A 22,706-nucleotide genomic window follows, 5' to 3' on the forward strand; every position below is an offset into this window, starting at 1 on the left:
CATGCAGCCACTGGATATCAAGGTTGTTGAACAAGCCCTGCACTGGTTCGACGAAGGCCATGATTTCTGGCTTTGTACCGTGGTGAGCACATTTGGTTCTTCACCCCGAGCGCCGGGTTCCTGGTTGATCGCCCGGCAGGATGGTGCCCACTGTGGCTCGCTTTCTGGCGGGTGTGTGGAAGAAGATTTTCTGGCCCGCTTGCAGGACAACACCTTCAAAGGGCGCATTAATCGCATTCGCTACGGCGCTCCGGACGGCCCAGATAATGCCCGCGTAACCCTCCCCTGCGGCGGAGTACTGGATGTTCTGATAGAGCACTGGCCTGCATCCTCCGCTACCCGAAAACATTTCCTGGCGCTTCAGTCCGCGTTATCGGGCGAGGGGCCGATTGCCCGGGTGGTATCACTGGAAACCGGAGACATTCACCTGGAGCCTGAGAGTGAGCTGGGCGCCCGGGTCACCGAAGATGCTGACCAGGCCCGCCTGAGATTGCGTGTTGGCCCGGTTTCGCGATTGGTTATTGCAGGACTGTCACCGGTTGCCACCGCCTGCGCGAGCTTTGCACACAGCCTGGGGTTTGAGGTCATTGTGTGCGACCCAAGGCCCGAGGAAGTTCGGCACTTCAACCTGGCAGACGTCACACTCCAACAGGAGTTGCCCTCGGTGTTTATTGCCCGTGAGGGCTGCCATCGCGCTACCGCAGTGGTCGCGCTCACCCATGACCCGCGCATTGACGATACCGCCATGATGGAGGCCGTGAAAACCGACGCTTTTTACATCGGCGTGATGGGGTCCATGAAAACCTCTGAGAAGCGCCAGGAGCGGCTGGCTCGTATTGGCGGGCTGAACGAGCAACAGATCCGCAGGATCCATATGCCCGTAGGTTTGAATATTGGCAGCAAAACGCCCGCAGAAATTGCCCTGGCGGTGATGGCAGATATTATCCGGGTTCGGCAAGGCATCTCGCGCCAACAACTTTGATCTTGCTTGTCTGGCCTTTGCATCGCTTCTACAGTTAAGCTCAAATGCTCTTTGCCCCCCCTATTCAGCGAAGGAACCGATTGATGGTCAGAAACTCAACCGCGGCTCTCATTTTGACCCTGACGAGCGCGGCACTTGCCGGCTGTAGCAGTTTTCAGCCTGTCACCAGCGGTACGGAAGATCCCTGCGCTACTCTTCAGAACATAGTGGCAGATTATCCCACCGGCTTTGCCGATTTCCGGGGAGGCAGCAGCAACTTCAATTCTGTGACGATCTACCGGGCGAAAGAGCACCTGATCAAGGGCCATTGCGAGATCTGGGCCTGGGGCAACGGAGACTCCGCCTATACCTGCACAGTGTCTGCTCCGGATAAGGAGGTTGCGGAAACCATGCACGCCCGTGCCGCAAGCGAACTGTCTGAGTGCCTTGGGCCGGATTGGCAGGCCGAAAAGGGTGTCCGAGAGCGTGATGGCAAGCCGGCGGGCGAGCGAATCCAGTTTACAAGCGGCGAAGCCAAGGCACCGGCTGTCGCTCTGCACCGGGTAGAAGACCACCGCCGCCATTCTGTGTACCTGTACATCGGGACCGGCGCCCGCTCCCCCCAACAGACCGACTGAGGCGCGCATGTACTCTGACTCACATCAGCCAGATGCGTCTCCCGGCGCCACTGACTACCTGAGCACTGATCAGGAGGGCAGCTCCGGTATCACCCGGCTCCTTCACCGGGTTGCCCAGCAGGATAGAAAAGCATTTGCCGAATTATACGAAGCCACCGCCCCGAAACTTATGGCCACCGTGCTTCGTATCCTTAAGGACAGAAGCTGGGCAGATGATGTGATTCACGATACCTATATCAAAGTTTGGCAAAAGGCGGACCAGTTCGATGCAGAGCGTTCCTCACCGATCACCTGGCTTGCAGCCATTGCCCGGCACGGCGCTATCGACGAATTACGGCGGCATCCCGCAAGGCGAGAGACCGCAAGCAACGAACTCGACAATATTGCGGACCATGCGCCCGCGGCCCATGAAGAAATCTCAGATCAACAAACGGTAAAGCACTTGAACCATTGCATTGACCAACTCGAAAAAGATCGCCAGGACATGGTTCGTCTGGCGTATCTGAATGGTTGGTCCCGGGATCAGCTGGCGCTGCATTTTGACCAGCCGATCAACACTGTGAAAACCTGGTTGCACCGAGCTTTGAAACAGATCAAAAGGTGTCTTGAACCATGAGCGAACGCGACGACCTGGATATGATGGTTGCGGAGTTCGTTCTGGGAACTCTGCCACAAGTAGAGCGGGATGCCTTGCAGGCCCGCCGTGCCCGCGAACCTGAGCTGGAAGCGTTGATTCAGCAATGGGAGGCCCGGCTGGCTGGCATGCTTGATGGGGTTGAACCTGTAGCGCCCGGCCCCGAGCTGTTTGCCAGAATTCAGCGAACGATCGACCAGAACACTGACCAGCAATACGCTGTGCCAGAAGCGCAGAGCGCAGCACCAGACAATGTCATCAGCCTGCGCAAACAGCTGACCCGCTGGCGCTGGAGCACGGCCATTGCTTCGGCAGCGGCGCTGGTACTGGTTGCCGTGCTGGCCACGCAACCGGAGCCGGACCCACAGGCGCAATCCTTTGTGGCGGTATTCCAGCACAACGATGAACAGCCTGCGTTCCTGTTGACGGTGGACCTGAACAGCCGCCAGCTGAATATCCAGCCGGTAACCGCCGAACCTCAACCGGACAAATCTTACCAGCTCTGGATGGTGGCAGAGGAGTATGGCCCTAACCCACGATCGGTGGGCGTGATCGGCGAAAACTTCACCCTGGACCAGGCTGCACTGCGTGATTACGACCCGGAGACTCTGCGGGGCGCCACGTTTGGTATCAGCCTGGAGCCAAAGGGCGGTTCACCCACCGGACAACCGACTGGCCCGGCCATTCACGGCTTCCTCTACCCCACCTCTGCCGACCAAGGCAAAGGTCGCAACTAAATTGTGATGGCGCCTGAAACTTTTCAGGCGCCGCTCCGTAGCTGCTTGTACTCCCATCAAAAACAAGGTGATGGATGGGTACAACCGAACTTAAGGAGCACACAATGAAAAAACACTTAAAGACAACTGCATTCCTGGCGGCCACTCTGGTTTCCGGCGTATTCGCCTCCGGCTCAGCATTGGCGATGAATCACGGCGACAAGGTGGGTGTCTGGGGCGATGACCAATCTGTATCCGAAGGCACCGTAACCGCCAAGAAAGTGGTGACTGAAGAGAATGGCTGGCTGGTAGTGCATCGTACTGATGAAGCCATGAAGCCTGGCCCGGTCGTGGGTCACGCGCCTCTGAAAAAAGGCAAGAACATGGACGTGGCCGCCATCCTGACCGAGGAAGTGGCCAGCGGCGACAAGCTGATGCTGATGATTCACAACGAAGAAGGCGGCAGCAAGACCGGTATTTTTGAATACACCCTGGGTGCCAAGGAAGACGGCCCGATTCGCCGGGATGGCAAGCTGGTAATGACCGTTATTACCGCTCAGTAGTCTATTCAAGCTTTTGTGATGTTCTCTCCACAACACCCTGGCAGCATCTCCTGTCAGGGTGTTTTCTGAGTGTATGGTGAGGTCATTGCGTTACCAGGGACCATCAACCCGGATTAAGAAATTTAAGAAAATTCTCAAAACCACAAAGCCCTGAGCACGTGTGGAGACAATTAGACTAGACTTGGCGTACATCGATATAAATCGCTTTCGCTCCAGAACACGAGGTCAACGTGCGGGAAAAGGTAAAATGTTTGCCGTTCATATTAGCTGTCTGCTTGAGTGTCAGCGCGTATGGTGAGAACAGACCGTCCTCTCTGAACTTATCTGAATCCTGGCAAGCACTTCTCCAAAACGACGATCTGCTGTCCGCAAATCAGTCAGCCAGTCTTCGGGCGGAAGCCTTGGCATCAACGGCGAACAGCTTGTATCTGCCCCAAGTTGACCTGGTGGGGTCTTACACGCGGCTCGACTCCCAGATAGAACTGGATGCGCTGTCTCTGAACCCCCTCAACAGCGCATCGGAAACCATACCAGGGCAATTGCTGATCGACTTGATTGGCGGCCCCGGAGCTTTCCAGACCCCCGTCACAAGCCGCAACATAACTCGAAGCTCAATAAACACTCTGTGGCCGATTTATACCGGCGGAAAAATCACGGCCAAGAAAAATCTGCTTCAACTCGAGCAGACCGAAGCATCACATGTCCTGGAGGAAGTCCGGCGGGCCCGGTTTACGGAGCTGGTTGCGACCTACTTCGGTTTGGTAATGGCGGAGCGCGCGTTGAACACTCAGCAACAGGTAGAAAGCGCTCTTTCCAGGCATCTGCATGTGGCAACAGCCCTGGAGGATCAGGCACAGATTTCCGGCGTGGAGCGCCTGGCTGCGGAAGCCGCTTATGACAGAGCCAGGATTACCACCCGAGCGGTTGAGGAACAACGAGACACGGCGCACAACGCGTTTGCGTCGTTGATACATATGGATTTCCAGGATAACGGGCACCGGGTTGAATCGCGCCGGCTGGATCCAACAACGCCTCTGTTCACCCTCCCGCAATTACCTCCGCGGGATACGTTCGAGGCAGGGTTAAGCGAACACCCTAGCCTGCGGATTCTGTCCACCAAGCATGAGCAGGCGAAGAACATTGCCCAAGCGAGCCGGGGCCTGTATCGCCCGGACGTTTTTCTGTTCGGCAGCTACAACGTGTATGAGAACGATTCTTTGGCGAGCGATCTCACGCCGGATTGGCTGGTTGGCGTGGGCGTCCGAATCGCGCTGGTGGATCGTAGTGGCCGCAAAGGCAAGGTAGGCGCAGCCGACAACACCGTTCGTGAGGTCGATTCACTGCAAAAGGCCACTCAACGAAGGCTGGAGTTGCTACTCGACCGGAACTACCGTGAAGCCCGGCAGGCCCTTGCTGAGCACCGGGACCTGGCATCGACCGTGGCCCTGGCAGAGCAGACCTTAAGATTGCAGGAACGCGCATTTGCTGAAGGGCTCGGGCGCTCGCTTGATGTCATCGATGCCCAAACCTTCCTGGCGACCACACAGACCCGTCGTGATGCAGCGGCTCTCCGTTTCGTGCTGGCATTTACTCAGTTACTGACCCTGAGCGGCGACTATGAAAGCCTGTTTTCCTACGTGCTTGAAGGAGATGAAATTCAGTGACTGCGAAACGAATTGCCATTCCTCTTATCGTTGTTGTCATCCTGTTAGGTATTGTCATCGTCTTCTGGAAAGCCTACGCACCTGCCCCCATCCAGTTACAGGGGCAGATTGAGGCCAGGCAACATATGGTGGCGTCCAAAATTCCGGGGCGGGTTGCAGACATTAGCGTCCGCCGTGGGGATCGCGTAGAGGCAGGCACTGAGGTTTTCCGCATCGACAGCCCGGAGCTTGAGGCCAAACTGACTCAGATAGAAGCGCTTGAAACCATAAGCCAATCTCTCGCTCAAGCCGTTGAGGGTGGAACGCGTGAAGAACGTATCGCCGCAGCTCGCAGCGAGTATGAAAAAGCACTGGCCGCCGAGGCACTGGCAAAAACCACCTTTGAACGTATTCGTGCGCTTGCAGATGAGGGTCTGGTTGCCAGGCAAAGAGCCGACGATACGTTCACACTGTGGAAGGTGGCCGAGAAAACACGGGTTACGGCATCTGAGATATTGAAACTGGCCGAAGCAGGCCCACGGCAGGAAGCCCGCACCGCGGCGCAAGCCGGTGAAGCAGCCACCTCAAGTTTGAGAGACGAAGTTGCTGAACTGCTGGATGATACTGTGGCGCGGGCCCACAGAGGTGGCATTGTCAGTAATGTGCTGTTGAACGAGGGAGAGCTTGCCCCCCAGGGTTTCCCGGTGATTATTGTCACTGATCTTGATGATTCGTGGGCATTATTCAACGTCAGGGAAGATTTGCTCAGCCGAGTCACGGAAGGCAGTGAATTTGATCTGAAAATCCCTGCCCTTGATCAATCCGCACGATTCCGTGTCAGCCATATTTCTGTGCTCGGGGACTACGCAACATGGCGTGCAACAACGCCAGGGCGCGGATTTGATATGAGAACGTTCGAGGTAGAAATGCAACCTGTGGAGCCAATCGCTGGATTAAGGGCGGGCATGAGTGTTCTTCTTGAGATGGCACCATAAGCTCGGAAACGGACCGGAGAGCCCGATGGGTCGTGAGCATCTGACTGGCTGGAAAGCTCTGCGGGAGCAGCCCTGGCTGCTTGCGGTGGTCGTTTGGCTACCGCCGGTTCTGTTCGTGTTGTTGATCAGTATCTTCCGAATTGGAACACCGCAATCTCTTCCCGTGGGTGTTGTCAATCTGGACCATAGCCATGAATCCTATACGGTTGAACGTCAGTTGGACGCAAGCCCGGGCCTGAGCCTGTTAAGGTCATACACCTCAGCGTCCGCTGGCGCAGATGCCCTTCAGCGATCTGAAATCCTTGCCCTTGTTATCATTCCGGAAAATTTTGGGCGAGACCTTCGGCTTTCGATCAGCCCGACGGTGACCGCCTTTTACAACAATCAATATCTGTTGTCCGGAAAATTCATCAATTCATCGTTAATAAGCGCCTCCATGGATCTGGCCGCGCGCACGGGTGTTGGCCTTAAGATCAGCCATGGCCAGACTGCCCCTGAAGCCATCACCTCGGCAGTGCCAGTGCGCCCGCAAGTCACATCGCTCTATAACCCCAACATGAGCTACGCGCGCTTTCTGGTGACGTCAATATCGCCGGCTCTCTGGCAAATTATCATCGTTATCTCAACGGTTCTGACGTTAAGCTGGCGACTCGAAAAACAAGCCATCCCGGCACCATTGATTGAGCGGAGCAAAGCGATCACTGCCGCGCTTGCGCCTGTCAGCCTGCTCCTCTGGCTCCAGGGGTTGCTGATGCTCGTATTGTTTCGCCTCTTTCTGGGGTGGCAGCCATCCGGCAACATCGTCTGGCTTCTTCTTGGTTTGGCCCTGACCATCTTCAGCGTTCAGGCCATGGCAGTCCTCATTGTCGCTCTCGTTCGGGACCGGGTAAAAGCAATGAGTGTTAGCGCTGCGTATCTTGCCCCTGCGTTTGCATTTATGGGTATTACCTTCCCCCGAGGTGATATGAATGTGATCGCATGGGCCTGGGGAGGCTTGATGCCATCCACTCACTACATCAAGTTGCAGGTGGACATTGCCGACCACGGCGCCTCCCTGCCGCTCATTGTCAGTTCACTGATTGCGTTGCTGCTTTTCCTACTTGTCTTGCCAATAGCGCTGAAGCTACTTCCGGCAAGGCTTGACCCCAAACTTGCAGAGCAGGTGAGCTGATGATCCGCAACACCAGTCTGTGGGGTACCTGGAAAGCCGAGCTGTCGAATATCATCCACGACAGATCGGTGATGCTGGTTATGATCGGTGGCATCTTATTCTATGCACTGCTTTACCCGCTGCCCTACCAGAAGAACGTTCCGGGGCAACAGGCCCTGGCGGTTCTGGATCAGGACCGCTCAGCGCTCGCCCGGCAATTGATACGCATGGCCGACGCAACGCCTCAGTTGCGCGTGGCTGCCGTCCCACAAAGCATGGGTGAGGCAACCGTCCTGTTGGAGAACGATGTCGTTCACGGGCTGCTGGTCATCCCCGCCAACTTCGAGCGAGACGTCTATCTCGGGCGCCCGGTGAATATTGCGTTCGCCGGTGACGCCAGCTATTTTCTGATTTATGGGAATATTGTCGAAGGCCTGCTGAAGGCAACAACCACGCTTTCCGTTGAAACACAGATTATCAGCAGCTTCCGAAAAGGCAGCAGCCCCGCCAACATTCCCGGTGAAATCATGCCGTTCAGGATGTCTCCACATGGGGTGTTCAACCCAACGGGCGGATACATCAACTATATTGTGCCTGCCGTCTTTGTTCTGATCCTGCACCAGACCCTGTTGATTGCAGCAGGCACGGTCACCATCAAGGATCGGGCCCGCCGGTTATCAGGGCTTGTCACTACCCCGCTCCGACAGGCACTTTCGATCAGATTAGTAACGTTTGTGTTCGCCTACCTGATCCTGGCGCTTTTGTATTTCGGCTTTTTCTTTCAGCTTTATGGCGTCCCGCACGCTGCACCGCAGTTCGCATTAATCGGTTTCAGCCTGTTGTTTCTCACTTCAACAACACTCTTTGCAATCCTGCTCGGTTACCTCTTGCCCAGGCCCGAACTGACGACCGTTATTGTTCTGCTGTCGTCGTTGCCCATCGTCTTCACGGCAGGGTTTGCCTGGCCGGCGTCTAATCTCCCGGAGTGGCTAGACTCACTCACCATGATGATTCCCGCCAAACCCGGCATTCAGGGCTTCCTGTCCCTCAATCAGATGGGGGCCCCAATCCAAAGCCTGACCTCCGAGATTGCGTACCTGTCCGGCCTCTCGTTGTTTTTTGGGCTGGGCATCCTGCTGCTCGCAATGTCAGAAAGAAGACGCAGCAGCAACCGGATGAATGCTGAATCAGCCGCCCGCTCCTACTAGGGAATGGTAGTCCGCCCGAAAACGGGCAAAGCTCAGGTACCGCCCCCGATGGTCCACCAGCTCCATGGCATCAAAGGCTTCCACAAAGGCCCGTGATTCGCCCGTGCTGATCACCCCGCGGTAGTCACCCGTCCAGTCCATAAACTGAACCAGATCCAGCAGCAGCGTCATCTCCAGAGCGCCGTTGGCCCGCTCCAGATAGCGGTAGGCCAGCGCGTAATGTTCGAAACGGTAGCTGACATTGCTGGCGTCGTTTCTGGTGGCGTCTCGCAGGGGGTCATAGTCGAAATGCCGATAGGCAGGTGCTACGGGATCACCGGCCACCAGGGCTGCCTGGCCTTCCGCAAACCAGTACGGTAGCAAAGACGTGGAGGCAGTGTAGCGGCTCAGGTTTTCCTGAACGTAGTGGGCCAGTTCATGGGTGAAGATCTGCCCGGCCTCGTAGGGCCAGCTTCGGTGATAGGGGGCGACGGCCACGGCGGCGAGGGTACCTGAGGCAAGATTGCTGTTGCTGACTCTCGGGCTCAAGCAGGCGATGACCTTTTCCGGGTACGGCACGGCTGAGCTGCGCTCATCGACGAAATCACGCCAGCTCATTCTGAACCGGTTAAGCACGACGTCTATGCGGTTGCTCACCTCTGTTGCGGCAGCACGAAAGGTATTTTCGCTGAAGGCGGGTGAGCCGTAGACACGTACCCGCCGGTCCGCTGTTTCAAAATACAGGGTGTCGCCAATGCACGCTTCCGTCTCGTAATTCAGGCTCCATCGGCCCTCGGGGAAGTAGCGCCCGGTGTCTCGGGCATCCAGGAAATAGCCGCGGCTAAAGTGCTGTTCATCCCGGTCGTAGTAGCGATCCCCGGATGTGGCGCTCACCTTGCAGCCAGACAACGTCATGGCTGCAAGTGTCAGCAACCCCATCGTCCACAACCTCCTGGATTTTTCCATGTTTTTACTCCGCAACCCGTTGTTTGCCTCTATTATTCGTCAGGCCGCGCTTTGTGTCCGTCAACCCATGTAAAGACCGGGTAAAGGCCCACCGGACCAGGCGTTTGCTCAGAGTGAAATCAGCTACGTACAACCCCCAATCCCAACATTGAAATTTTTGTAGCGCGCGCCGGGTTCTCGTGTTAAAAATCGCTCGAATCCCACCAAGAACTGCGTGCGTCCTGCACGCTTTGTATCCATCCCTTTTCAGTGAGGGACACCATCCAATGTTCAAGTTGTGTAAGCCACAGGCGCTTGCCGCCGCTGTTGCGTTGTCTCTGGGTGCCTCTTCGGTTTTTGCCGCCGGAGAAGTGCGTGTTTATAACTGGTCTGACTACATCGCCGAGGACACCCTGGCGAAGTTCACCCAGGAAACCGGCATCAAGGTTGTCTACGATGTGTACGACAGCAATGAGGTGCTGGAAGCTGCGCTGCTTTCTGGCCGCTCCGGTTACGACCTTGTTGTGCCCTCCAACCACTACGTGGCCAAGCAGATCTCTGCCAAGGCCTTCGTGGCGCTGGACCACAGCAAACTGCCAAACATGGCCAACCTGAACCCGGACCTGATGGACAACCTGGAAAAGGTTGACCCGGGCAGCCAGTTTTCCCTGCCTTACCTCTGGGGCACCAACGGCTATGGCTACAACGAAGGCCGTATCCAGAAAATCCTGGGTGACGATGCGCCCGTGGACTCCTGGGCCCTGGTGTTTGACCCGCAAGTAACCGGCAAGCTGGCCGCTGGCGGCTGTGGCATTGCCATGCTGGATTCCGGCGAGGAAATGGTGCGCGCCGCCATGGCCTACATCGGCCTGGACCCGAACAGCAACAACGCTGATGACATAAAGAAAGGCGGTGATGTGATCCGGGCTGTGCGCCCGAACATTACTTACTTCCACTCGTCCCGCTACATTGGCGACCTGGCCAACGGTGACCTGTGTGTGGCGGCCGGCTACTCCGGCGACATCCTGCAGGCCGCTGCCCGCGCTGACGAAGCAAAGAACGGCAACGTGATCCGCTACACCATCCCCAAGGAAGGTGCGGTGCTGTGGTTTGACATGATGACCATTCCGGCCGGCGCGCCGAACGTGGAGAACGCCCATAAACTGATGGACTTCCTGATGCGCCCGGAGATCATCGCAGACGTCACCAACTACGTGTGGTACGCCAACCCGAACAAGGCGGCAGACGAGTTTGTGAACCCGGAGATCCTGGAAGACACCAGCATCTACCCCACTGATGAGGTGATGAAGAATCTCTACATCATGGAAGGTCGGCCCCAGGACGCCCAGCGCCTGATGACCCGTACCTGGACCAGCGTGAAGTCTGGTCGCTGACGGTGGCCGTAACCAACAGCACCTCCGCGCAAGCGGAGGTGCTTCTCAGCATCAAGGGCATTTCCAAGAGCTTTGACAGCACCCTGGCGGTGGACGATGTCAGCCTGGACATCCACAAGGGTGAGATCTTCGCCCTGCTGGGTGGTTCCGGTTCCGGCAAATCCACCCTGCTGCGCATGCTGGCAGGCTTTGAAACTCCGGATTCCGGTCGCATCGTGCTGGACGGACAGGACATCACAGCCCTGCCCCCGTACCTGCGGCCCACCAACATGATGTTCCAGTCCTATGCCCTGTTCCCACACATGACGGTGGAGCAGAACATTGCCATGGGTCTGAAACAGGACAAGCTGCCGAAAAACGAAATCGCCGACCGCGTGGCGGCCATGCTTAAACTGGTGAAAATGGAAGCCTACGGCAAGCGCCGGCCACAACAGTTGTCTGGCGGACAGCAACAGCGCGTGGCCCTGGCCCGATCCCTGGCCAAACGCCCCAAACTGTTGTTGCTGGACGAGCCCATGGGCGCACTGGACAAGAAACTGCGCACGGAAATGCAGCTGGAGCTGGTGGATATCCTGGAAAAGGTGGGCGTAACCTGCCTGATGGTCACCCACGACCAGGAAGAGGCCATGACCATGGCCAGTCGCATTGCCATTATGTCCCACGGCCGGATTGCCCAGGTGGGGTCCCCCATTGATATCTACGAGAGCCCGAACAGCCGCATGACGGCGGAGTTTATCGGCTCGGTGAATATTTTTGAGTCGAATATCCTGGAAGACAACTCCGACAGCATTTCACTGACCAGTGAGCTGCTGGATGCACCGGTGTTTATTGACCGGGGCGTAACCACGCCCGCAGAAACCACGGAAACCCTGATTGCCCTGCGCCCGGAAAAGATCTACCTGACCACAGAGAAACCGGAAGGTGACACCAACTGGAGCTGCGGTACGGTCGACAACATCGCCTATCTGGGTGATATCACGTCTTATTACGTGAAGCTGGCCAGTGGCAAGCGGGTTCAGGCCACCATGGCCAACGTGGAACGCCGTGGTGAACGGCCCACCTGGGGCGACCGGGTCTATGTGTCCTGGGAAGCCTCCAGCCCGATCCTGCTCTGGAACTGACGCGATGAATCGAAAGCTCTTTCCTGCCCCGGTGGTGGAGCGGGTGCGTGCCGTGCTGTTCCATCGCCGGGTGGTGTTCGGCGTACCGTTCGCCTGGCTGCTGCTGTTCTTCCTGCTGCCGTTTGCGCTGGTATTGAAGATCAGCCTGACCTCGGCGGTGATGGCCATTCCGCCCTACGAACCGGTGTTCCGCTTTGTCGACAATACCCTGTCGGTGGTGGTGAACTTTGGCAATTACCTGTTCCTGGCCTCCGACAGCTTGTACGTGGCCGCCTACTGGGGCTCGGTGAAGACGGCGTTCCTGGCGACCCTGTTCTGCCTGCTGATCGGTTATCCCATGGCTTACGCTATCGCCCGGGCACCCAAGCACTGGCAACTGGTGTTCCTGCTGATGGTGATGCTGCCATCCTGGACCTCGTTCCTGATTCGGGTATACGCCTGGATGGGCATTCTCGGCAACCAGGGCCTGCTGAACACGTTCCTGATGTGGCTGGGGCTGATCGACTCGCCCCTGAAAATGCTGAACACCAACTTCGCGGTGATTCTGGGCATTGTGTACGCCTACCTGCCATTCATGATCCTGCCCATCTACACCAACCTGGTGAAGCTGGATATACGCCTGCTGGAAGCGGCGTCGGATCTTGGCTGCCGCAGCCTGACCACCTTTTGGGCCATCACCCTGCCGTTATCCAAGGCCGGAATCCTGGCGGGCTCCATGCTGGTATTTATACCCGCCGTGGGCGAATTCGTGATTCCGGAACTGCTGGGCGGGCCGGATACCCTGATGATCGGCAAGGTGCTGTGGGAAGAGTTCTTCAACAACCGTGACTGGCCGGTGGCCTCGGCCCTGGCGATTGTGATGCTGGCGCTGCTGCTGGTGCCCATTGTGCTGTTCCACCGCTTCCAGGCACGGGAGATGGAAAAAAATGGTTAGGCTAAGAGCGCCCGGTTTCTCCAAGACCATGCTGGTGCTGGGCATGCTGTTCCTGTACCTGCCGATGGTGGTGTTGATCGTGTATTCCTTCAACGCCTCCCGGTTAGTCTCGGTATGGGCCGGTTTTTCCACCAAATGGTACGGCGCCCTGTTTGCCAACGAGCAGATCCTGTCTGCCGTGTGGATGAGCCTGCGCATTGCCTTCTACTCCGCCAGCATGGCGGTGTGCCTGGGCACCCTGTGCGCGTTTGTGATTGCCCGGTTCAAGAAGATGCGCGGCCGCACCCTGCTGTCCAGTATGATCACCGCGCCTCTAGTGATGCCAGAAGTGATCACGGGCCTGTCGCTGTTGCTGCTGTTTGTGCAGATGGCGCAGTTGATTGGCTGGCCAACGGACCGTGGCATGGCCACCATCTGGATTGCCCATACCACTTTCTGCAGTGCCTATGTGGCAGTGGTGGTGAGCGCGCGGCTGCGGGAAGTGGATCGCTCCATCGAAGAAGCCGCCATGGATCTGGGCTGTACGCCGCTGAAAACCTTCTTTGTGATCACATTGCCGGTGATTGCGCCGGCCCTGGTGTCGGGCTGGTTACTGGCGTTTACCCTGTCCCTGGATGACCTGGTGATTGCCAGCTTTGTCTCCGGGCCCGGGGCGACGACTCTGCCGATGGTGGTGTTCTCATCTGTGCGGATGGGGGTGTCACCGGAGATCAATGCGCTGGCGACCATCATTATTGCCGTGGTCTCGGTGATCGCGTTTATCGCGTGGTTCTGGATGCGGCGGGCGGAGAAGCGGCGGTTGCGGCCTCGGTAGGTTTGGGCTCCTATCCGTTTGGTTGTGGGGGCGGGCTGGGAGGTGGGGAAGGATTTTCTTCTGGAAAAAACAACTCGCTTCGCTCAGACATCTTTTTTCCTGCCAGAAAATCCTTCCCCACCTCCCGCCGGCGTTACTGCGTTCGCCTAGGTTGCTTACCTGCGGGATAGGTTCTGCAGGTTAAGCACCCCCCCTCTGATTTGAGGATGTGAGTCAGACCGTTGCATTTCACCATCGGGTCATCACAGTTCACCACGATGTCAGAACGGGCGATGACATAGGCCTTACCGGTTATGTTGTTTTTGACCACCTGATATTCCCCTTCCTGTTCGACCGCCGTGAACTGCCCAATAAACCCGGTTTCCCGCAGGGAGATGGTTTCCAACTTGTCGCCGGGTTTGATTCGGCCTTCGTGGTTCATGAGTGCCAGTCTTGCCGAGGTGCCGGTGCCGGTGGTGCTTCGGCAGATGACGCCGGGGTGCACGTAGGTGGCTGAGCGGGAGCGGTAGTAGCCTTCGGCCACTTGTTCTACCGGGCCCATGAAGTGCAGGAACGGCAGTGGGCCTACGTCGCCCAGAGTGTAATGGGAAAAGCCCCGTTCGGCCTGGATGGCTTCGACAATGGCATGGGCGGTTTCCGCTAACCGGCGTTCTTCATCCAGGGTCAGGTCGAAGCCCAATGATCTAGCATCTACCAGGGCGTAAAAGCCGCCACTGTAGGCCACGCTGTAGTTGACCTTGCCGATGCCGGGCACGCTGATACTGGCGTTATGGGTGTGAATATAGCTGGGCAGGCCTTCGCAGGTGATGGCTTCCACCACGCCGTCATGCACGGTGGCCTCAATGCTCACCAGGCCGGCGGGGGATTCCAGTTTGAAGTGTTGTTTGCCTTCCTGTTTGCGGACGATACCGGCTTCCAGAACCGCCGTTGCCGTGCAGATGGTGTTAGAGCCGGAGTAGATGGGGTAGCCCATGACTTCCATGATGATATATCCGGCGGCGGCTTCCGGATGAGTGGCGGGCACCAGCAGGTCGACAGACATTTCGGGGATGCCATAGGGTTCTTCCAACAGCAGCCGGCGCAGGCCGTCGGCATCATCCCGCAGATACTCCATCTGGGCTCGCACGGTATCGCCGGGCAGAGCGGTGATGCCACCGGTCACAATACGGCTGACATCGCCGCCGGCGTGGGTATCCATCAACTGAATAGTGAGTTCCGGTTTCATCCGCCTACCTCCAGCGCAAAAGGTTGGCCGTGTACCTGCCATTGGGCATCCGGCACGATGACGATCTTGCCCAGATAATTACCGCCCCGGTTTACGAAGTATTCCTCGGCCCGGTGCAGGTCCGACAGTTTGAAGGCGCCGTGCAGCACGGGTTTTAGATGGCCGTCGCGAATCCAGGTCATCAGCTGGTTTGCTTCTTCACGGGTGCCGTGGGAGACCCCGAAAATCTGCACCTGATACAGGTAGATTCGGGTCCAGAGAATCTCGCTGATATTGCCGCCGCTGGCCCCGGCAATGCTCAGGCGCGGGTAGGTACTGCGGGCGTTCATGTCGAAGATCATGGCGTCGATGAATATGTCCGTCATTTCGCCGCCCACCAAATCCATCACCGCATCCAGGGGTTTGCCGCCGGTTTCTTTCTTCACCCGGTCTACAAAGGTACTCATGTCGCTGCGATCCAACACCGCTTCGGCGCCCAGATCGAGCAGGGTTTGGGCCTTGTCTTTCTGGCTCAATGCGTAAGGGACAGCGCCGATGATCCGGCAAAGCTGGATCAGTGCGGTGCCCACGCCGCCGCTGGCACCGGTCACCAGCACCCGCTCACCCGCCTGCACGTTGGCGGAGGTGAGCATGTGGTAGGCGGTCTGGTAGGAACACATGCCCATGGCCGCCAGTTCGGCATCGGCAAGATCCGGGTTTGGGATATGGTGAAACTGATCGGACGGCAGGGCCACGTATTCGGCGTAACCGCCATCGGCGCCATGGCCGTAGTAGTCCGGAGTCAGGTTGATATCGGTGCGGTCGTTCGCGTAGATGTTAAAGTCCAGGAGGCCCCGCTCTCCGATACGGGTTCCACTGACGCCCTCGCCCACCGCCACCACTCTGCCGGCGATGTCGGCGCCCTGAATACGCGGGAACGTCAACGTGGGCTTGCCCCCCATCTGGAACGACGTCATCTCGCCTTTTTTCGTGGGGTAAAGTCCTTCCCGGGCTTTGCGATCGGTGTTGTTCTTGGCGGTGGCGGTTACCTGCACCAGTACCTGACCGGCAGCCGGTTTGGGCACTGATATGTCCTGGTATTCGAGTTTGTCGATGCCGCCATGGCCGGTGAGGACCATGGCTTTCATGGAAGCCGGGATCTCGGACATTGGCTCCTCCCTGTTCTGGTGGTTTCAGTGATCTTCAGAGCATAGGAGACATCTGGGGTTGTGTCAGGGGGCGTTGGTTATCGAGCTATGACTTTGTAAACTGGACGCAACCGGGGTATTTGTTTGAGGACGACCTGAATGACCGTCATCAGCGGCACCGCCAGCAGAACACCGACCGGGCCCCAGAGCCAGCCCCAGAAGAAGATGGATACGAAGATGATGACCGGGTTGATGGCCATGCGAAAGCCGTGAATCCAGGGTTCCAGGAAGAAACCAACAATGGTGGTCAGCAGGATAAAACTCAGCGGCGCGATGGCCATCATCCAAAGGGTATCCAGGGTAATGGCGGAAACCACCGCCAGCAGTGCAATCGTGAGCATATTACCGAGATAGGGTATAAACCGGGCGAGGCCAGCGATCAGCCCCCACATCGCCGGGTCTGGCAAACCGATGGCCCAACAGATGAGTCCGGTAAGCACACCAACGGATAGGTTACTCAACCCCAACACGGCGAGATACTGGGCAATCTGTTGCTGGGAATCGTGGGTGATTCTCAGAACCGTCTTGCGCTGCGGTCTTGGTAACTGTTTGACGAAGTTAAAGATCAACCTGTCACCGCTCACCAGCAGGAAATAGGTTAACGCCAGTGCCAACGCCAGGCCTGCCACTCCGTTGCGGGCTTTGGACATCAGCTGGCTCCGCCAGGATTCCGTTTGCAAGACGACCGTTGTGGGCTTCGACTGGTCGTTCTCGGACAGTTCATCCACGGACTTTTCAACCTGCTCCGCTGACTGGCTTACCTTATCGAGCTGGCGCATGATTTCACTGTCACCCACCAACAGCCTGGATATGCCCTCAGGTGCTTTCTGGGCCCACTCAAGGGCCGGGGTTGCAACGGCAGCGCCAATACCCACGATACCTGCAAGCACAACCAACACCAGTACGAGCGAGCTCACCACCTTTGGCAACCGCCAATTCAGGTAGGCTTTCTTCACCAACGGTGAGAGCAGCAAACTGGTCAGTACCGCCAGAACAATAGGCAGGATAATTTGGTGAGCAAGATAGAGTGTGTACAGGATGCCCAGGATAAACAGACCATAGATGGGCGTAGAGAGCTCAGCCAGCACACTCTTCCCGGACGGGTTTTCGGGAGAGCGGTTATCTGTTGGGGAATCATCCATGCTGTTTCAATACCTTCAGATCAGGATGGCGCCGTGTCATCGACAACGCCGGTTAGGCCCGCAGAAGCGGGTTGCAGGTAGCTTGCTAGTGTAGCGTTCCAACATCTTGCTTGCATTATCAAACAATTACCATTCGCCCGAGCACAAAACTGAACCGGGGGCATTGCCGACAGCGTATACAAAGGCACGAAGCCTGAGTTGAACCGGAGAACCAGATGCCACCACGTTACGACACCCTTTTCTACGACGGACGCTGCCCACTGTGCGCCAAGGAAATCCGTACGCTCAGAAAGTTACAACGTGGCGACCTGATTTTTGCCGATATCCACGAGCAGAATGCGCACAACGCACAGTTGCCAACACGTGAAGAACTTCTTAAACGATTGCACCTGATGACCTGGAGTGGTGAATGGGTGATCGGCTTGCCGGCCAATGTTCGTGCCTGGTCTCACACGCCGTTTGGCTGGTTGCTCAAGCCTCTGTTGTGGCCTGTTTTATATCCGCTCGCAAAACGGGTTTATGAAACCTGGGCAGATCGTCGGTTCGAAAAGAAGTATGCGTGTTCGGTTGGCCCATCGTGACCAGTATTTAATGCATTATGCATTGAACTTGAAATATTAACGCATGCATTATGCTCTACGATAAAAACAAAAGTCACCAAAGGAGCTACCATGCGTTTTTCTCTGAACTCCGGTCCCTGCGCACTTGCCGCCGCGATCGTTCTCTCTACCGCACCGTTGCACACCCATGCCAGCCTTCTCTCAGGACTGCTCGGGACATCTTCAACAACGGAACCCACCAGCACAACAGCCAGCACAGAAAACACCATTGCCCAACGCTACATAGTGACTGTCGACCCAACCCTGCCCTCGCTTCTGGGCGTTGGTGGTGATCTGTCTGCCGGTATCCAGGCGCTATTAACAGCCGTTGGCGGCGGGAACATTCTGTTTCTGTATGAGAACGTGATGACCGGTGCAACGGTGCAGCTCACCCAAAGCCAGGCCGACCTGCTGCCCGCCCTGCCCGGAGTACTCGCAGTGGAGCCGGACACCTGGATGACAACGTCCTCCACGCAAACCCAACAGGATGCCACCTGGGGACTGGACCGGATTGACCAGACCACCCTGCCCCTGGACACCCAGTTTACCTACCCCACCGTTGCCGGGCAGGGTGTCAATGTTTATGTGCTGGATACCGGTATCCGCACTACCCATGCCGACTTTCAGGGCCGTGCCAGCGGCGTGAACTTCCACGATGACAGCGCCCTGGACGGCCTGCCGTTAATTGGTGGCATCATCGATTTATTGCTGGGCGGGCTGATTCCCTTCGGTGACGAGGACACCATCGCAACCTACTCTGCCGAAGACTGTAACGGCCACGGTACCCATGTTGCCTCTACCGCAACCGGCTCGCTGTTCGGTGTCGCCAAGGAAAGCCAGGTGATCGGCCTGCGCGTGCTTGGCTGCAGCGGCTCTGGCGCCACCAGCGCCATTATCGAAGCACTGGACTGGATGGTAGAGAACGCCGAGAAGCCGGCGGTTGCCAACATGTCGCTGGGCGGTGGCAATTCAGCAGCACTGGACAACGCCGTTCGTGAAGTCGTCGCCTCCGGCATTCCGGTGGTGGTTGCGGCGGGTAACAGCAACGCCGATGCCTGTAACGGTTCGCCCAACCGTGTAGCAGAAGCCGTGACCGTAGGCTCTACCGACAACCAGGACCGTCGCAGCAGCTTCTCCAATCACGGTTCCTGCGTGGACATCATGGCGCCAGGCACCGACATCACCGCCGCATGGCACACCGGCGACACCGCCTTTAACACCATCAGCGGCACCTCTATGGCCTCTCCCCACGTGGCAGGAGCCGCCGCGTTGCTGCTCAGCCTGAACCCAGGGCTGACACCGGAACAGGTTGCCCAGACGCTCCGCAACCAGGCAAGCCAGAACCAGCTGACCAACCTGAACGGGTCACCGAATTTGCTGGTGAATGTGAACCCTTGAGGTAGAGAGCCCGCCAGCTACGCTGGCTGGCGGGCGTTCCTGCAGTTTTGTGCAAGACTAACCGGCTAACTTGGGCAGAAATGACGTGTTCACCCAGTAACGTTTGAGGTTGGATTCATCCACCAGAACCGGCACGGTCTCCTGCTGGATGTGATCGCTGGGATCAAACCACAGATTGTCGCTTCGAAACACGTGCAGCTCCCCCGTTTGCGGGTGTTGCCACTGGCAGACAATGCGGAATGGATTCCGGCCGTTAACCGTGAGGCTGGTGTTCTGCTCAACCGACGCAAACTTTGCGAGCACTTCGGTGCCATGCTGTTCCAGGTAGGCTTTTGATCGCCCCTTCAGAACACCAAACAGCACCATCCCGCCACCGACCAACGTAAACACCAGGCCGAGCCCACCGACGATCAACGACATCCCCCACAGGGAAAAGAAGTTGTTGATCTGCGCATTCTCCGGCGCCGAGGGCTCATAAAGTACAGAAACCCGCTCACCGCGTCTGAAGGAGGGAGGGTTTGAACCGGAACGGGACTGAAACACGATCTCTCGGCCACTGGCATCCTGAAATGCCACGACCGGATAGTAGCTGGTGGAATCACTGGAACGGGAGAGCACCAGTTCGGTCACTATCCCGCTGGTTTCGGTAGCCCGGTCGATGAAAGCGGAGGTGCTGTTGTAGCTGGCAAGGGCGCCAAATAGCATGGCTACGCCGATGACAGTGAAGGTGTACTTGAGGATTCTCAGAGTTTTCATTTTTTCGTTCCTTGAACTTGTATGCTTCCATGTTTCGAGCTGGCTTTTGATAAAAACTGAGCGTTAAACCTGCAGGATTATACCGCGCTCCATGCAGAAATTGAGGGGAAGGGTAAAACTCACGTCACATCATCGATCTCATTTTACCTGGGCAAGGTTCTGCGCATTCGCTCGTGGAGCTCTTCGAGTTCTTTCTGCTTTTGCTGCTCTTCTTTCTCCCTCTGCACCAAATAACTTTCTTCAATATCGATCAATCGGGTTTTCGGGCCATTCGGGTGTAGACGCACACGGACAACCTCCGGCCATTGGCGCATGGTTTTTTTACGGTCTGAACGCTGAACAACCTCCATACCGTATGCCATGGGAAAGAATAAATAAGAGCCCACCCATAAAAAAACCGCCGTTCCTGATATTCCGTTACCTTCCCGCCGCTCCTGAGCCAGGTACTCTCTGTTTGATCGCTCATAATCGAGAAAAGACATCCTGCCTTCTTTTAAGGTCTTCTCAATGAACGGATTAATCTGATCGGTCTTTCTACCGGCTTCATCAAACCAGGGGCCAATGGTCATGTATCGCCTCACGTATTCCCACATGGAGATCAAGGTTGCTAGTCGCCTCCCTGCAGCCCCTCCAGAGAGACTCAGTACAATGCGCTCATCAGGTTCGCCAAACTTCTGAAGGATAATTTCCAGACTGCCGTGAGGCATCGAGCCTGTATTCTGATTCACCATGTTATATTCGTAAGCCGCTGCCTCAATACCCTCCCAAATCGCATGGTATAGCTGACCCTTTCTGTCGTAATAGATTTCCTGCGTCCGCCGGTTAAAAATAATCGGCAGCGAGGGCGGGCGGCTGGTTTCCCAGACGAGCGGCAACACGATCGCCAGGATCGAGTAAAACAGCAGCCACCAGTCAATGCTGGAAACGTCGCTGGATAAAAAAATCAGTGCAAAAAGGCAAAATCCATATCCCCCCAACAAAAAACCCATGCCAGTGAAAATGCCTTTTAAATCGGCGCTTGCCGTTCGCAATGACAAGTACTCTTCATTCTGCGCTTCTAATAGTCCCGGTAACGAAGGGTAGGAGCCACTGTTGGAGCTGCCCTTCAAAATTCGTACTCTGGACGAATCGCCTACCTTATCCACGACCATTTTGAAAAGCTGTCTCACATTTTCAATCACTGAAAATTAACCTGTTTCGGAGCGCTTCAAGACCAGATTTGGAATCTATGAGTGAATAGACTAACCCGCTAGTTTTGGCAGAAATGCAGTATTCACCCAGTAACGCTTGAGGTTGGCCTGTAGTGGTCAACTATCCCCGAGGAGTGAGCGGTACACAGCTCAGCCTGAAAACCAGTCGCGCTGCATACGACCATCCTTCAATCGGCACATCGAAAGCCCCAACCGAAGATCCTGCCCTCGAGCGTCTTTCACAAAACCAGAGTCTTTCCCTAATGAATGCAGGAAGGCATCAATCCGCAATAACGCACCATCAATCGTAGTTGCCCCCGCTAAACCGGACACCACCTCATCAATTCCAAATACCCCCAGAAACATGGCCAGAATCATTGTCATCAGGCGATTCTTTTGGGTGGATTCAGGTTCCCCCTTGGAAACAAAATACCTATATGCCGAACTTGGGTAGGTAGTAGAGGATGGGCTTGTCGACCAGTAGCTCTTCAGACTTCGCTTTTGCCTCGGCCACAATCTCCGGTGACAAGTCAGGTAGCCGCCTATCGATGCTACGTTGAACAGAAGACCTGCGAGTTTCGCGGTACAACGCAAACAACATAGCCAAACCTTCAACGGGTTTGGTTTCAGGATATTGAATTAGACCTTCTGCTCCATCTGGACCGTCAATCAAAACCAGACCATACTCATAAATGGCCGAAAAGTAGTCTGTTTCCCCCATTCGCTCTAGCCACTCGACAGCTTCCTCCATTCGACCATCCTGCGCGTACTCAGACGCAAGTTTGTGCATCGCCTTGGGGAAACCCTGCTCTGCCGATGCCTCTAGCCACTTTAAAATGTCTGCACGCCGCCCAGATTGGGTCCAATAGAACCCCATCTCTCGTTCATCTAGCAGGCCCACCGCTAGCCAATATTGGGCGAAAGGATTTCCATGTTCCGCTGCTTTTTTAGTCCACTCGAAAGCCTTCGATCTTTCACCCCTCTGCCAGTACACAGAGAACAACTCCATCATCGCCTCACTGTCACCGGCATCGGCTCTGGGAAGTGCAGCACTTAGTGCTCTATCAATCCAAGCCTCCCGATCGTAATCACAATCTCTCAATGTTCCGCAGAGTCGATCTTTTTGACCAAGGCGCAACATGGCATACACATCTCCCCCTTCTGCGGCTTGACGATAATACTCCTCCGATTCTTTTGTGATGTAGGTGTAATTCTGACGTATTATATTACCCGCATAGTAAGCGGCTTCTATGTGCCCCAGTTCAGCGGCTTCCTTGAACCTCTCCAGCGCCTTCGACGCCAGATTTTGCTGGTATAGCACATAGCCCTCTTTAAAAAGTGCGACACCTTGATTCTGATTTGCCTCAAGCCCTGAAACAGATAACGTTATTAATATCATCAGGAGCAATGGCTTTATGCTTCGACCGGCAAGACTCATTACTTAACTTCCTTCCCAAAGGTGTTTATCTAATTGGCGTCGCACGTCCTGATAATTCGCATAGAGTGTTTCATCT

The 22,706-nt window shown here is 56.4% G+C and carries 23 protein-coding genes; 15 read left to right on the forward strand and 8 right to left on the reverse strand.

All coding sequences use genetic code 11. From position 1 onward, the window contains the following. Position 1 precedes the first annotated feature (1 nt). From ACZ5Q2_RS17510 to ACZ5Q2_RS17550, 9 genes are all read left to right on the forward strand, one after another. Positions 2 to 982 carry an XdhC family protein gene (locus ACZ5Q2_RS17510; RefSeq protein WP_061333500.1) on the forward strand — a complete coding sequence of 327 codons (981 nt, stop codon included), beginning with the start codon at positions 2 to 4 and terminating at the stop codon, positions 980 to 982. Positions 983 to 1,188: 206 nt separating this feature from the next. After that, positions 1,189 to 1,599: a hypothetical protein gene (locus tag ACZ5Q2_RS17515; RefSeq protein WP_286921782.1), complete on the forward strand. Its 411-nt coding sequence runs from the start codon at positions 1,189 to 1,191 to the stop codon at positions 1,597 to 1,599. A 7-nt stretch (positions 1,600 to 1,606) separates the two neighbouring features. Beyond that, positions 1,607 to 2,215 carry a sigma-70 family RNA polymerase sigma factor gene (locus tag ACZ5Q2_RS17520; protein WP_082780640.1) on the forward strand — a complete coding sequence of 203 codons (609 nt, stop codon included), beginning with the start codon at positions 1,607 to 1,609 and terminating at the stop codon, positions 2,213 to 2,215. Further along, positions 2,212 to 2,970 (forward strand): anti-sigma factor, encoded by a 759-nt coding sequence (locus ACZ5Q2_RS17525; protein ID WP_061333498.1) that lies wholly within the window; start codon positions 2,212 to 2,214, stop codon positions 2,968 to 2,970. Before ACZ5Q2_RS17520 ends, ACZ5Q2_RS17525 begins: the two co-directional genes overlap by 4 nt. A gap of 104 nt (positions 2,971 to 3,074) precedes the next feature. After that, positions 3,075 to 3,512 carry a DUF7282 domain-containing protein gene (locus tag ACZ5Q2_RS17530; RefSeq protein ID WP_061333497.1) on the forward strand — a complete coding sequence of 146 codons (438 nt, stop codon included), beginning with the start codon at positions 3,075 to 3,077 and terminating at the stop codon, positions 3,510 to 3,512. A gap of 422 nt (positions 3,513 to 3,934) precedes the next feature. Further along, complete coding sequence (locus ACZ5Q2_RS17535) at positions 3,935 to 5,176, forward strand: TolC family protein (RefSeq protein ID WP_156471782.1); 1,242 nt, start codon at positions 3,935 to 3,937, stop codon at positions 5,174 to 5,176. Continuing rightward, on the forward strand, positions 5,173 to 6,150 hold the full coding sequence (locus tag ACZ5Q2_RS17540; RefSeq protein WP_061333495.1) for an HlyD family secretion protein: 978 nt from the start codon (positions 5,173 to 5,175) through the stop codon (positions 6,148 to 6,150). The genes ACZ5Q2_RS17535 and ACZ5Q2_RS17540 overlap by 4 nt, the downstream gene beginning before the upstream one ends. 115 nt (positions 6,151 to 6,265) lie before the next feature. Next, positions 6,266 to 7,321 (forward strand): ABC transporter permease, encoded by a 1,056-nt coding sequence (locus ACZ5Q2_RS17545; protein WP_197463880.1) that lies wholly within the window; start codon positions 6,266 to 6,268, stop codon positions 7,319 to 7,321. Further along, on the forward strand, positions 7,321 to 8,508 hold the full coding sequence (locus tag ACZ5Q2_RS17550) for an ABC transporter permease (protein WP_061333493.1): 1,188 nt from the start codon (positions 7,321 to 7,323) through the stop codon (positions 8,506 to 8,508). Before ACZ5Q2_RS17545 ends, ACZ5Q2_RS17550 begins: the two co-directional genes overlap by 1 nt. On the opposite strand, the gene ACZ5Q2_RS17555 is transcribed toward ACZ5Q2_RS17550, so the two are convergent. Then, positions 8,488 to 9,453, reverse strand: coding sequence for a hypothetical protein (locus ACZ5Q2_RS17555; protein WP_156471781.1), 966 nt, complete (start codon positions 9,451 to 9,453; stop codon positions 8,488 to 8,490). The genes ACZ5Q2_RS17550 and ACZ5Q2_RS17555 overlap by 21 nt on opposite strands. Before the next feature lie 266 nt (positions 9,454 to 9,719). Between ACZ5Q2_RS17555 and ACZ5Q2_RS17560 the strand changes: the two genes are divergently transcribed. The 4 genes from ACZ5Q2_RS17560 to ACZ5Q2_RS17575 are packed head-to-tail and all read left to right on the forward strand — an operon-like array spanning position 9,720 to position 13,695. Beyond that, the gene (locus tag ACZ5Q2_RS17560) at positions 9,720 to 10,826 is read left to right on the forward strand and encodes a polyamine ABC transporter substrate-binding protein (protein ID WP_061333491.1); all 1,107 of its coding nucleotides are present in this window, start codon (positions 9,720 to 9,722) and stop codon (positions 10,824 to 10,826) included. Between the two features lie 38 nt (positions 10,827 to 10,864). Next, positions 10,865 to 11,947: a polyamine ABC transporter ATP-binding protein gene (gene potA, locus ACZ5Q2_RS17565; RefSeq protein ID WP_374787662.1), complete on the forward strand. Its 1,083-nt coding sequence runs from the start codon at positions 10,865 to 10,867 to the stop codon at positions 11,945 to 11,947. A gap of 4 nt (positions 11,948 to 11,951) precedes the next feature. Next, positions 11,952 to 12,881 carry an ABC transporter permease subunit gene (locus ACZ5Q2_RS17570; RefSeq protein WP_061333489.1) on the forward strand — a complete coding sequence of 310 codons (930 nt, stop codon included), beginning with the start codon at positions 11,952 to 11,954 and terminating at the stop codon, positions 12,879 to 12,881. Next, positions 12,874 to 13,695: an ABC transporter permease subunit gene (locus ACZ5Q2_RS17575; RefSeq protein WP_230713589.1), complete on the forward strand. Its 822-nt coding sequence runs from the start codon at positions 12,874 to 12,876 to the stop codon at positions 13,693 to 13,695. Before ACZ5Q2_RS17570 ends, ACZ5Q2_RS17575 begins: the two co-directional genes overlap by 8 nt. A 133-nt stretch (positions 13,696 to 13,828) precedes the next feature. On the opposite strand, the gene ACZ5Q2_RS17580 is transcribed toward ACZ5Q2_RS17575, so the two are convergent. The 3 genes from ACZ5Q2_RS17580 to ACZ5Q2_RS17590 all read right to left on the reverse strand — a co-directional run bounded on the left by ACZ5Q2_RS17580 (position 13,829) and on the right by ACZ5Q2_RS17590 (position 17,249). After that, the gene (locus ACZ5Q2_RS17580; RefSeq protein WP_061333488.1) at positions 13,829 to 14,920 is read right to left on the reverse strand and encodes a proline racemase family protein; all 1,092 of its coding nucleotides are present in this window, start codon (positions 14,918 to 14,920) and stop codon (positions 13,829 to 13,831) included. Beyond that, complete coding sequence (locus ACZ5Q2_RS17585) at positions 14,917 to 16,068, reverse strand: alcohol dehydrogenase catalytic domain-containing protein (protein WP_061333487.1); 1,152 nt, start codon at positions 16,066 to 16,068, stop codon at positions 14,917 to 14,919. The genes ACZ5Q2_RS17580 and ACZ5Q2_RS17585 overlap by 4 nt, the downstream gene beginning before the upstream one ends. A gap of 77 nt (positions 16,069 to 16,145) precedes the next feature. After that, a complete protein-coding gene (locus ACZ5Q2_RS17590) occupies positions 16,146 to 17,249 on the reverse strand; it encodes an AI-2E family transporter (protein WP_106695197.1) in 1,104 nt (367 codons plus the stop codon). 215 nt (positions 17,250 to 17,464) lie between these two features. On the opposite strand from ACZ5Q2_RS17590, the gene ACZ5Q2_RS17595 reads away from it, so the two are divergent. Together ACZ5Q2_RS17595 and ACZ5Q2_RS17600 are read left to right on the forward strand one after the other, a co-directional pair. Then, positions 17,465 to 17,830 carry a thiol-disulfide oxidoreductase DCC family protein gene (locus tag ACZ5Q2_RS17595; RefSeq protein ID WP_061333315.1) on the forward strand — a complete coding sequence of 122 codons (366 nt, stop codon included), beginning with the start codon at positions 17,465 to 17,467 and terminating at the stop codon, positions 17,828 to 17,830. A 90-nt stretch (positions 17,831 to 17,920) separates the two neighbouring features. Beyond that, positions 17,921 to 19,246, forward strand: a complete 1,326-nt coding sequence (locus ACZ5Q2_RS17600) for a S8 family peptidase (protein WP_061333316.1) — start codon at positions 17,921 to 17,923, stop codon at positions 19,244 to 19,246. Between the two features lie 57 nt (positions 19,247 to 19,303). On the opposite strand, the gene ACZ5Q2_RS17605 is transcribed toward ACZ5Q2_RS17600, so the two are convergent. The 4 genes from ACZ5Q2_RS17605 to ACZ5Q2_RS17620 form a co-directional block, all read right to left on the reverse strand. Further along, a complete protein-coding gene (locus ACZ5Q2_RS17605; protein WP_061333317.1) occupies positions 19,304 to 20,002 on the reverse strand; it encodes a DUF3592 domain-containing protein in 699 nt (232 codons plus the stop codon). Positions 20,003 to 20,145: 143 nt separating this feature from the next. Further along, positions 20,146 to 21,183, reverse strand: a complete 1,038-nt coding sequence (locus ACZ5Q2_RS17610) for a DUF6708 domain-containing protein (protein WP_061333318.1) — start codon at positions 21,181 to 21,183, stop codon at positions 20,146 to 20,148. A 159-nt stretch (positions 21,184 to 21,342) separates the two neighbouring features. Beyond that, positions 21,343 to 21,576, reverse strand: coding sequence for a hypothetical protein (locus ACZ5Q2_RS17615; RefSeq protein WP_061333319.1), 234 nt, complete (start codon positions 21,574 to 21,576; stop codon positions 21,343 to 21,345). 49 nt (positions 21,577 to 21,625) lie between these two features. Beyond that, entirely contained in the window at positions 21,626 to 22,630 is a 1,005-nt protein-coding gene (locus ACZ5Q2_RS17620) for a tetratricopeptide repeat protein (protein WP_061333320.1), read from the reverse strand. Between the last annotated feature and the right edge of the window lie 76 nt (positions 22,631 to 22,706).

It is taken from the genome of Marinobacter alkaliphilus, assembly GCF_055394375.1.